Genomic DNA, 10,972 nt, shown 5'->3' on the forward strand with positions numbered 1-10,972 from the left:
CGTATATCTTGTCAACTGTTGCCGAATGCTATATGTGGCGGCCGGCCTGGCCACCGTTACCCGGTCAGTGCGGCGCGGGTCTCGCCGTCAGGGACGGCTTATCCCGATCAATTCGGCTACCGCACCGGCACTTTCGAGCACTTGCGAGCTCACTACGACCGACTCTCCGGACGGAGCGCTCTGTTGAGCTTGACCGTCGTTGACAGCAGCGGGGTCCGCTGCACCCGGACTGGCATCCCACAAGGGAAAGGCTCTGCATCCGAAGCTGATTCGGACTCCAGGAATTCGTAGCGGTAGCCGGGATCGGGCAGCCTCGCCCGTCGGCGCCGGCGCGCCCGCGCTGCCACGGTGGCCGCCGGGATGGCAGCCTGGTCGGGTTCTGACGCCGTGCGCCGGGCCGATGCGCTCATCGCCGAGTCGAAGACCACACCGGGACCGCCGACCACGTACCGGAATGCCGGACCGGCGACTTCCGCAGCGGGCGGTGCCGGGGGTGTCGCCGCTGACGCCGGGGTGGAGCGGCCGGTGGTGCCGAGGCTGCCGTTGGAGCCGCAGCCGGCGCTGCCGCTCCGGTCCCGAAAGGGGGCTCCCGACGGCATGCGGTCGGGCTCCGACGTGGCAGGCATCGGCGCAACCGCCACCCCCGGGCACTGCGGCCGGCTGCCCGCCAGCCACCCGACCCAAACCCGGTAAAGCCGCCCAACAGACCCAGCGCGGCGATCGGCAGAGCGAGCGGAAGCGCCTGCAATTGCGGGAACGTGCTTATACTGTAACTTCGCCACGTGGCTGATTTCGTCGGCCACAAGGAACGGAATGTCGTTCTGAATCAGCGCAATCGACGCCGACGGGTTCTCCGGAAATTCCTCCAGGTCCCTGGCCAGGGTCTGGGTGATTTCGGTGAAACGGTTTATCCACCAACTCAATTGCGTTGGGTCGCTGCCGTCATTGTCGATGATTCCGCCATGGTCACCGTTGTCTGCGCCGTCATCGGCGTGCATCACCGCGATTTCCGGTGCGGGCTCGGCCGGCGGCGCGGACCGCCACCGCAGCACCGGAGAGCGCCTGATACGTCGACATGGTGACGGCGGCCGGTATCGATATCTGGACGTAGTCGGCCTCGTTGAGCGCGATGAGAATGGTGTTGATCCCGAAGAAGTTGGTCGCGACCAGTACCGCATGGATCGTATGGTTAGCCGCCAGTTCCGCCAGCGTCGGCATCGTAGCCAGCGCCGCGGTGTAGGCCGCGGCCGCGGCCTCATGCTGAGCTGCCCTCGTCGCGCTGTTCGCGCCCGCCCGCATCAGCCAGGCCAGGTACGGCACGTGGGCGACCACATGGCCTCCGACGGTTGGTCCCTGCCAGGCGCCAGCCTGAACCGCGCCCAGAAGCTCGGCTAGCCGATCTGCCACCGCGGCGTATTCGGCACTCAACGAACTCCACGCCGACGCCGCGGCCAACATGCCGCCCGGTCCGGGGCCGCTGCTGAGCTGGTTGACTGCACCTCTGGGGGCCAAGCCGTCCACACCCGGTGCCGTCATGGTCAGACCGGTCGGTCGACAGCAGCCGCTAGCGCCATGCAGGCCTGCTTGCCGGAATACGTGGCGGGCTTCAGCAGTCGCGCCGGCCCCGGAAAGTTCCCGCGCAACGCAAACTCATGCGTCTTCCGGTGCACCTACGGCTTGGTGGCACTGACCAGGGTGTTGCGCACAAACAGCGCCCCGGCCTCGGTCCCCGGTTCCGGCACCGGCCGGCCGACCTCGCGGAGGTAGTCGACCAACGGGGTACCGATTGCCGTCCAGCCACGTGCCCCGAACCATTCGGCGGCCGGTGCGCACTGCTCGTTGTAGACCAACTGAAAGAACGGATTCGCGTCACCGGCCGCGACGACGGCACGTTCTTCTTCCACTTTGGCGGCGAATTCCTCCGGGGGAAGCGGGCTGCCGTCCTCCACGGCGGCATGGCTGCCAAGGCAGGCCAGGTGGTCGATGCCGGTGAACAGTTGCTCCTGCGCGGCGGCCGGAAGATAGATCAGCAGCCCCTCGGCGATCCACGCCGACGGCTTGCCAGGATCAAAGCCTTTGTCTTGCAACGCTTGTGGCCAGTCTTCCCGCAGATCGACCGCGATTTCACGTCGCTCGGCACGCGGCTGGGCGCCGTGCCGAGACAGCACCTCACGCTTGAAATCGAGCACCGGCGGCCGATCCAGCTCGAAGACGGTTGTTCCGTCCGGCCAGGGCAGCCGGTAGGCGCGTGAGTCCAGTCCCGCCGCCAAGATGACCACCTGGCGCGCTCCGGCGTCGGCGGTCCGCTGGAAGTACGCGTCAAAGTACCTGGTACGAGCCCCCTGGAAGTTGACGAAGTGCTCGCCGAACTCCTCGCTCTTCAAATCGTGGTCGGGAACCTTGCCGTCGAGCACGTCGGCCCAGGAACCGCCGACGGCCCGGCAGAACAGTTCCGCATACGGATCGACGGCCAGCGGGTCGGGCTTTTGGGCCTCCAAAGCCCGTGCCGTGGCGACGAAAAGCGCGGTCGATCCGACACTCGTGGTGATGCCCCAGGTGTCACCTTCACTACGCACCCAACCGACATTAATGCGTGGCTGGGCCGTCCGGCTCCCAGGTACCAGGGAGCATCGGCTCCCTGGGTCCGGCACCGAACTGATCACCGGCCAGCGTGGCCATGCCTGCCGCCGCGCCGGCTGTGTCCTTGTGAACCGTGCCGGTAAACCCCAGGTTCGCCGCGACTTGACCCGAGGCGGTCGCCTCGTCCTGCTCTACGTCCCGGTCCGGGCCGACCTCCACGTCCACAAACTCCTCGCCGTAGCCGCGCTGCGCCGCGCTGCGGCGCCGCCGCCGTCGGGTCTGCTCACGGGCAGCTGCCGTGGCGGCCGCGGCGGCGGAATCGGGTTCAGTCGCCTTCTTCTTGGCGCGGGTCGCCCCCGTGGCCAGGGCCGTCGTCGGCGGCTTCAGCCGTCACTATCCGCGGTGCCGGGGAAGTCTGCGGTGTGGATGCGACAGCCGCCTGGACACCGCTCGTAGGTCGTCATGGTGGTGGCCGCCTGCATCCACATCCGCGCTTAGTCGGCCTCGTTGAGCGCGATCGGGATGGCGATCCCGAAGAAGTTCGTCGCCACCAATACGCCGTGGATGGCGTGGTTGGCCGCCAGCTCGGCCAGCGCCGGCATCGCGCGAGGGCGCTGCTGTAGGCCGCGGCCACCGTTTCGTGCCGGGCGGCCGCAGCCGCACTGACCGTGCCGGCCAACGTCAACCACATCAGATAGGGCACGCAGGCAGCCACATCAGCGCTCAGCGCTGACAGCCCTCCCAGGCACCTCCCCGGACCGCGCCCAGAACGACCATGAGTTCGTCTGCCACGGCGCCGACGCAGGGAGCAGGGTCCTGGGCCGCTGCTGAGCAGCGCCGAATGCACCTCCGGTGGCGACCCCATCCACACCGGCCACATCACCGCGAACTTCCGTCGCTAATGAACATGGTTTTCATTATTGTTATTCGAACACCGGGGACGGCCACAGTGCAAGGCCCGTCATCGATGTGGGTGGCCGCGACAGCATGCCGGGAAAAGACGGCGAGGATTTCCGGCAAACCCACAACTGTGTCGGCCGCACAGCGATACGCTGTTGTGGCCGATTTTCGCTGGTGATGGGGAAGCCCCAGGTCGGCATGACAACGTTAGTCATGGCGTATCGGGAGGTGTCACATGCTGTTCGTGATCGCGGCGCCGGAGGCGCTGGTTTCAGCGGCAGGGGATTTGGCCACTATCGGGTCGACGGTCGGCGCGGCCAACGCCGCCGCTGCCGCGAATACGACGCAGCTATTGGCCGCTGGGGCCGATGAGGTGTCGGCGGCGATTGCGGCGCTGTTCGGTGCGCACGGCCAGGCCTACCAGGCGCTGAGCGGGCAAGCGGCCACATTCCACGAACAGTTTGTCCAGGCCCTGACCGCGGGCGGGACATCGTATGCGGCCGCCGACTATGCCGCTGCGACGCCGCTGCAGCCCCTCCTCGACGCGATCAATGCGCCGTTCGTCGCGGCTACCGGGCGTCCGCTGATCGGCAATGGCGCCAACGGGGCCCCGGGGACCGGGGCCAATGGCGGGGCCGGCGGTTGGCTGATCGGCAACGGCGGAGCCGGCGGGTCCGGAACGTCCTCGACGACGGCCGACGGCGGCAAAGGCGGCACCGGCGGGGCGGCCGGGCTGTTGGGTAGCGGCGGGGCCGGCGGGGCCGGCGGCAACACCTCGGCCGCCGGCAAAGCCGGCGGGACCGGCGGGGCCGGCGGGAACGCCATGCTGATCGGCGCCGGTGGCGCCGGCGGGGCCGGCGGGAGCTCAACAAATGCGTGATCCAACTGGTCGGCCTGTTGGTACTGGCTTCAGCTGGCCACGAGGCACCGTACTGGGTCTGTGCGACGTATCTGGTGCTGTTGGCGGCCGTGGGCATCGCGGCGGCGGTGTTCATGGACAATCTCGAGCACCGCATCGAGATCAACCACATGCGGTCGATCCTGTTCGACCGCGACACCTGGGTGATTTCGCTGCTCTACGTCTGTACGTTCGGCTCCTGGATCGGGTTTTCGTTCGCGTTCGGGCAGGTCTTGGAGGTCAATTTCACGGCCAACGGCGAAACTGCGAAGCATGCGTCACTGCACGCCGCCCAAATCGCCTTCGTCGGACCATTATTGGGATCCCTCGCCCGGATATACGGCGGACGCTTGGCCGATCGCATCAGCGGCAGCCGCGTCACGCTCGGCGTGCTGGCCGGCATGATCGTGGCCGCCGGGATGCTGGTCGGCATCAGCACCTACACCGACTATGCCGCGGCGACAACCACCACCACCATGGTGGACGACGTCGTCGAGGTCGTCGGGATCATCGGATTCATGGCGCTGTTCATCCTTTCCGGAATGGGCAATGGGTCGGTGTTCAAACTGATTCCGTCGGTGTTCGAGGCGCGCAGCAGGTCGCTGCTGGTCACCGACGCCGAACGCCGTCACTGGGCGCGTGCCATGTCGGGATCGCTCATCGGAATCTGTTCGGCAGTCGGCGCACTCGGCGGCGTGGGCATCAACCTGGCTCTGCGTGAGTCCTACCTTAGGAGCGGCACCGAGACGTCCGCGTACTGGGCGTTTCTGGCTTCCTATGGCGTTGCCGCCGTCCTGACCTGGATGTTGTATGTACGCCGGCCGGTTTCGGAAACAATGGTCCGCGACGCGAAGGCTCCAGCCGAACTCGCCCGGGTGTGAGCACCGCCTCAGCCAGGGGCAATGCCCAGGCAATTGCTTTGTAACGCCACCGAAATTTCCGAAGCTTAAACAGTTGATATGGCCCAGCGGAACTCTGAGCCACTGCGGGGCTACCGCATTGCAGTGACATCGGCGCGCCGCGCCGACGAGCTGTGCGCGTTGCTGCGCCGCCAGGGTGCCGAGGTATGCAGCGCCCCGGCGATCTCCATGATCGCGTTGCCCGACGACGACGAACTCCACCGCAATACGCAGGCGTTGATTGCCGATCCGCCGGACATACTGGTGGCGCACACCGGTATCGGCGTTCGGGGCTGGATAGCTGCCGCCGAGGGGTGGGGGTTGGCCGGCGGGCTGATCGGGGTGCTGTCCGCGGCCCGGGTCATATCTCGCGGGCCGAAAGCCACCGGGGAGTTGCGCGCCGCAGGGTTACGTGAGGAATGGTCCCCGGATTCGGAGTCGTCGCTCGAGGTTTTGGACTACCTGCTGAGGTCCGGCGTATCCGGGAAGCGGATCGCCGTCCAATTGCACGGCGCCGCCGACGGTTGGGACCCGTTCCCGGAGTTTGTCGGCGGGTTGCGTTCGGCGGGTGCCGAAGTGGTGCCTATCCGGGTATACCGCTGGAAGCCAACACCATTGGGCGGTGAATTCGACCAGTTGGTCGCCGGCATTGCCCGAAGACAATTCGACGCGGTCAGTTTCACCTCGGCACCAGCCGCGGCGGCGGTACTGGAACGTGGCCGCCAGTTGGGTATCGAGGAGCAGCTATTGGCAGCGCTGCGCAACGATGTGCACGCGATGTGCGTGGGCCCGGTCACATCGCGCCCCTTGGCCCGAAAGGGCGTCCCCACGTCAGCTCCGGAGCGAATGCGGTTGGGAGCCTTGGCCCGCCATATCGCCGAGGAATTGCCACGGCGCGGATCGTGCACCCTAACCGCCGCAGGGCACGTCATCGATATCCGCGGGACCTGTGTGCTGGTCGACGATTCCATCAAAACGCTGCCGGCATCGGGAATGGCGATTCTGCGTGCGCTGGCCCGACGCCCCGGCGACGTCGTGGGGCGCGACGAACTGCTCGCCGTGTTACCCGGCAACGGCGAGGACACCCACGCCGTCGACACCGCCGTGTTGCGGCTGCGGACGGGTTTGGGCGACAAGAACATCATTGCAACAGTGGTCAAACGCGGCTACCGGCTGGCCGTCGACACACAGGACGCCGTATGAGTCTGATCCTGACGGCACACGGCACCCGCAGACCGGCCGGCGTCGCAATGATCGGCGACCTTGCCTCGCGGGTAAGCGCACTGGTCGAGCAGACCGTGCACGTTGCGTTCGTCGACGTGCTGGGACCCACACCCAGCGAAGTGCTCTCCGGATTGTCCCCGGCAGCGGTATCGGCCCAACCCGCAATCCTGGTGCCCGCCTTCCTGTCTCGCGGATACCACGTCCGAACCGACCTGCCGGCTCATGTCACAGCCAGCGGCCATCCGGACGTCACCGTCACCCCCGCATTGGGGCCCAGCCGGGAGATCACCAGAATCCTGGCCCACCAGCTGGTGAAATCCGGTTGGCGTCCAGACGATTCGGTGATCCTGGCCGCGGCGGGAACATCGAACGACCGAGCACACGCCGATCTGCACACCGCTCGGACGTTCCTGTCGACGCTGACCGGGTCCCACGTGGAGCTGGCGTTCGCGGCCACCGGTGGTCCGGATGTGTGCACGGCAGTTGCCGATGCCCGCCGAATGGGCGCGCGCCGCGTCGTGGTGGTCTCTTATCTGCTGGCCGAAGGTCTGTTTCAAGAACGGCTGCGCGCCTGTGGCGCCGATCTGGTGACGCCGCCGCTTGGCGAGCATCCAGGATTGGCACGGTTGATCGCCGGACGATTCCGCGGCGCCATCCGGCGTCGATTGGGTAGTCGCCGAATGCAACGCATGCCGAATTAGGTGGAAGACAAGTTCTTTGCCGGCACGGCTCTGCCGGGATGGCACGCCGACGTCACGGACGCTTGATCTTTGGTGACATCCGCGCAATCCTGGCACCATGGCCCATCACCAGGAGCCCTCACGCGGGCTCCTCGACCCGGTAGCCAAGATGCTGCGGCTGCCGTTCAGCACACCGGAATTCATCGACAAAATCGTCACCGGAAGCGTCAACCAGGTCGGCCGCCGTACGCTTTACATGCTGATTACCACCTGGGACGCCGCGGGCGGCGGTCCCTTTGCGGCCAGCGCCATCGCGTCCACAGGCTTGGCCAAAACCGCCGAAATCGTTCAGGCGATGTTCATCGGGCCGGTTTTCAACCCGCTGCTGAAGATGCTGGGGGTCGACAAGATCGCCGTCCGGGCCTCTTTGTGCGCTTCGCAGCTGGTCGGCTTGGGCATCATGCGCTACGGGGTGCGTTCGGAACCGCTGCATTCCATGTCAGTGGAGGCCCTTGTCGACGCCATCGGCCCGACGATGCAGCGCTACCTCGTCGGAGACATCAGCCGCGGCTAGGCCTCTGCTCGGCCTGATAGGCCGGCGGTCGGCGCTGTCAGGCTGCGATCCGCGCGACCTGGATGTGGCCTTCGGTTGTGACGCGCGCCGGGTAAACCGGCACCGAGACCCGCGGATCGTCCAGGCAGCTACCGTCATCGAGCGCGAAAGCCTGCTTCAGAATCGGTGATTGGACCGTGACCCGTCCGCCGCGATCGCCGACGATCCCACGGGACAGCACGGCCGCGCCGGAGAACGGGTCCACGTTACCGACCGCGCGCACCGAGCCGTCGTCCAGCCGGAACAGCGCCGCCTGGCTACCGTCGTCGAGCAGCACACCGACACCACGGCCGGGAATGAGCTGGTCATACGCACACGCGGTGGTCCAGACCTGAATGTCGTTGAGAAGTGTCATGATTCCCTCCCTGACTATGAGCGCATCCGCGGCATGCCAATGGGCACAGGGACTTTTCGCCCGGCACGCTCGGTGAACGTCACGGTCGAGTCGACCGCGTCGGGGGCATTGACGAAGGAGACGAACCGTGACAGCTTGTCCGGATCCTCCAGCACGCCCTTCCACTCGCACTTGTAGTTGGCAACATGCCGCTCCATTGCGGCCTCGAATTCCTGGGCCAGGCCGAGCGAGTCTTCGCAGACGACCTCGCGCACGTGGTCGAGCCCCAGCGATTCCACCCACGGCGCGGTGCGTTGCAGCCGGTCGGCCGTGCGGATGTAGTACATGAGAAACCGGTCGATGTAACGGACCAGTGTCTCGGTGTCGAGGTCGCCGGCCAACAGCTGGGCATGCTTGGGAGTCATGCCACCATTGCCGCCCACGTAGAGGTTCCAGCCTTTTTCGGTGGCGATGACACCCACGTCCTTGCCGCGAGCCTCGGCGCATTCCCGCGCGCAGCCCGAAACGCCCAGTTTGATCTTGTGCGGCGCGCGCAGGCCGCGGTACCGCAATTCGAGATCGATGGCCAGCTGCACCGAATCCTGCTGCCCGTAGCGGCACCAGTCGCTGCCCACGCAGCTCTTCACGGTGCGCAGCGCCTTGCCATAGGCGTGGCCGGACTCCATGCCGGCGTCGACCAGCCGCTTCCAGATCAGCGGCAGCTGATCCACCCGGGCGCCGAACATATCGATCCGCTGACCGCCGGTGATCTTGGTGTACAGCCCGAATTCCTGGGCGATCTGGCCGATCAGAATCAGGTGCTCGGGCTTGATGTCACCACCGGGAACCCGCGGGACCACCGAGTAGCTGCCGTTCTTCTGAATGTTGGCCAGGAAGTGGTCGTTGGAATCCTGCAGCGCGGCTTGCTCGCCGTCCAGGATGTGGTCGGAGCCGGTGGAGGCCAAGATCGAGGCGACCACGGGTTTGCATATGTCGCAACCCTTTCCGCGGCCGAAACGCTCTAGGAGGCCGGAGAAGGTTCGGATCTCGGTGGCCGAAATGATCTCGAACAGCTCCGCCCGCGACTGGCTGAAGTGCTCGCACAGCGCCTTGGACTGCTCGACTCCCTCGGCTTCCAGCAGCTGTTTCAGCAACGGCACGCAGGACCCACACGAGGTGCCGGCCGCGGTGCATGCCTTGAGGGCCGGCACATCGGCGCAACCATCGGCGATCGCGCACTTCAGGTCACCCTTGGTGACGTTGTTGCAGGAGCAGATCTGAGCCGAATCCGGCAGCGCCCCAACGCCCAACCCACCACCGCCCGGGCCGGATCCGGCCGGCGCGATCAGCGCCAGCGGATCCCCGGGCAACTCGCTGCCGACCATGGGCCGCAGCACCCCGTACGACGAGGCGTCACCCACGAGCACACCGCCCAGCAGCGTCTTGGCGTCGTCGGAGAGCACCAGCTTCGCGTAGGTGCGCTTCACCGCGTCGTTGATGACGACCTCGAGGCAGTTCTCGGTCGCGCCCATCGCATCGCCGAAGCTGGCGACGTCGACGCCCAGCAGCTTGAGCTTTGTCGACAGATCCGCTTCCGGGAACTCGGCAGCACCGCCCAGCAGCCGGTCCGCCACCACCTCGGCGCTGGTGTATCCCGGTCCGACCAGGCCGTAGCAGCACCCCTCAATCGCCGCCACTTCCCCGACCGCATAGATATCGGGATCGCTTGTCCGGCAAGACAAGTCGGTGAGTACGCCGCCGCGCTCGGCGATCGCCAGACCCGCCGCCTTCGGCAACTCGTCGCGCGGCCGGATGCCGGCGGCGAAGATCACCACGCCGGCGTCGATGGTGTCACCGTCGGTAAGCCGCACCCGAACCGTCGCTGAGCCATCTGAGTGTTCAACGGGCTCAATGGATTCGGTGCCAGTGCCAACATGGACGGCGATCCCGAGGTCAGTGATCATGCGAGCGAGCAGGGCGCCGCCGGCCTCGTCGATCTGCTGGGCCATCAATCGGGGCATCATCTCGACGACGTGCGGCTGCAACCCGAACTGGCGCAGCGCATTGGCGGCTTCGAGTCCCAGAAGGCCGCCTCCGATGACCACTCCGGCGTCGGTGTGAGCCGAGTTCAGTGTGTGTTGGGCGCCGGCGCGGATCGCGTCGAGGTCGTCGAGGGTGCGGTAGACGTGACACTCGGGCAGGTCGTGCCCGGGCACCGGGGGGACGAATGCGTAGGAGCCGGTGGCCAGCACCAGAGCGTCGTAGCTGTGTCGCTGTCCGTCGGCGGTGACGACCGACTTGGTCGCGCGGTCGATCTCGGTCACCCGGGTGTTGAGCAGCAACCGGACCCGGTCGTCACCGGCATAGTCGTTGCCTGGCAAAGCGAGTTGCCCGCGGTCCCAGGTTTCGGTGTAGGACGTCAGCCCGACCCGGTCGTAAGCAGCGTCGCCCTCCTCGGCCAGCACCGTGATCCGCCACAAGCCGCTGGTGTCGCGAGCACGCAGTGCCTCCACCAGTCGGTGGCCCACCATGCCGTGCCCCACCACGATCACATGCCGCCGGCAGGGCGATTCCCCGTCGCGCGCGCGAGTGGTTCCGGCTGAAGCCATGCCATGAAGGTTAAGGGCGGAAAATTGCCGCAAAATCGCCCAATGTGACAGCCCGATGACATGGCGCTCACAGCTGGGAACAGTCTGTGTGACTGCGTTCACTATCGGCGAAAGCCCAGGTGGAACTTTAGCGGCTTCGACTCATGTTCTACGAGATAGCCAACCCGGCACGGCGCCGGACACAGCTAACTCACAAGGAAGAATCAGGAGATATCCATGAGCACTCTCGCATTGT

General features: G+C 66.5%; 9 protein-coding genes and 3 pseudogenes. 5 read left to right on the forward strand and 7 right to left on the reverse strand.

Translation table 11 applies throughout. The features are described from left to right. Positions 1 to 152: 152 nt before the first annotated feature. The 5 genes and pseudogenes from CDN38_RS31770 to CDN38_RS32185 all read right to left on the reverse strand — a co-directional run. The gene (locus tag CDN38_RS31770; RefSeq protein WP_075509618.1) at positions 153 to 1,052 is read right to left on the reverse strand and encodes a hypothetical protein; all 900 of its coding nucleotides are present in this window, start codon (positions 1,050 to 1,052) and stop codon (positions 153 to 155) included. Continuing rightward, the gene (locus CDN38_RS30685) at positions 985 to 1,536 is read right to left on the reverse strand and encodes a PPE family protein (protein ID WP_075509619.1); all 552 of its coding nucleotides are present in this window, start codon (positions 1,534 to 1,536) and stop codon (positions 985 to 987) included. The genes CDN38_RS31770 and CDN38_RS30685 overlap by 68 nt, the downstream gene beginning before the upstream one ends. Positions 1,537 to 1,670: 134 nt before the next feature. Further along, positions 1,671 to 2,576: a class I SAM-dependent methyltransferase gene (locus CDN38_RS11645; RefSeq protein WP_075509620.1), complete on the reverse strand. Its 906-nt coding sequence runs from the start codon at positions 2,574 to 2,576 to the stop codon at positions 1,671 to 1,673. A gap of 10 nt (positions 2,577 to 2,586) precedes the next feature. After that, positions 2,587 to 2,805, reverse strand: coding sequence for a PPW family C-terminal domain-containing PPE protein (locus tag CDN38_RS32180; RefSeq protein ID WP_075509621.1), 219 nt, complete (start codon positions 2,803 to 2,805; stop codon positions 2,587 to 2,589). Between the two features lie 124 nt (positions 2,806 to 2,929). Beyond that, positions 2,930 to 3,460, reverse strand: a pseudogene (locus tag CDN38_RS32185) (PPE family protein); the annotation flags it as partial. A 255-nt stretch (positions 3,461 to 3,715) separates the two neighbouring features. Between CDN38_RS32185 and CDN38_RS11660 the strand changes: the two are divergent. The 5 genes and pseudogenes from CDN38_RS11660 to CDN38_RS11680 form a co-directional block, all read left to right on the forward strand. Next, positions 3,716 to 4,342, forward strand: a pseudogene (locus tag CDN38_RS11660) (PE family protein); the annotation flags it as partial. Positions 4,343 to 4,350: 8 nt separating this feature from the next. Further along, a pseudogene (locus CDN38_RS11665) lies at positions 4,351 to 5,259 on the forward strand (MFS transporter); the annotation flags it as partial. Between the two features lie 78 nt (positions 5,260 to 5,337). Beyond that, positions 5,338 to 6,480, forward strand: coding sequence for a uroporphyrinogen-III synthase (locus tag CDN38_RS11670; protein ID WP_023369822.1), 1,143 nt, complete (start codon positions 5,338 to 5,340; stop codon positions 6,478 to 6,480). Next, positions 6,477 to 7,202: a sirohydrochlorin chelatase gene (locus tag CDN38_RS11675; RefSeq protein ID WP_023369820.1), complete on the forward strand. Its 726-nt coding sequence runs from the start codon at positions 6,477 to 6,479 to the stop codon at positions 7,200 to 7,202. The genes CDN38_RS11670 and CDN38_RS11675 overlap by 4 nt, the downstream gene beginning before the upstream one ends. A gap of 97 nt (positions 7,203 to 7,299) precedes the next feature. Further along, positions 7,300 to 7,755, forward strand: coding sequence for a TetR/AcrR family transcriptional regulator (locus tag CDN38_RS11680; RefSeq protein WP_023369818.1), 456 nt, complete (start codon positions 7,300 to 7,302; stop codon positions 7,753 to 7,755). 37 nt (positions 7,756 to 7,792) lie between these two features. Here the strand turns inward: CDN38_RS11680 and nirD are convergent, their stop codons facing one another. Both nirD and nirB read right to left on the reverse strand, forming a co-directional pair. Beyond that, complete coding sequence (gene nirD, locus CDN38_RS11685; protein ID WP_023369816.1) at positions 7,793 to 8,149, reverse strand: nitrite reductase small subunit NirD; 357 nt, start codon at positions 8,147 to 8,149, stop codon at positions 7,793 to 7,795. Positions 8,150 to 8,163: 14 nt separating this feature from the next. Continuing rightward, positions 8,164 to 10,737, reverse strand: coding sequence for a nitrite reductase large subunit NirB (gene nirB, locus CDN38_RS11690; RefSeq protein ID WP_099318969.1), 2,574 nt, complete (start codon positions 10,735 to 10,737; stop codon positions 8,164 to 8,166). Positions 10,738 to 10,972 lie beyond the last annotated feature (235 nt).

It is taken from the genome of Mycobacterium ostraviense (assembly GCF_002705925.1).
GTDB classification, from domain to species: Bacteria; Actinomycetota; Actinomycetes; order Mycobacteriales; family Mycobacteriaceae; genus Mycobacterium; species Mycobacterium ostraviense.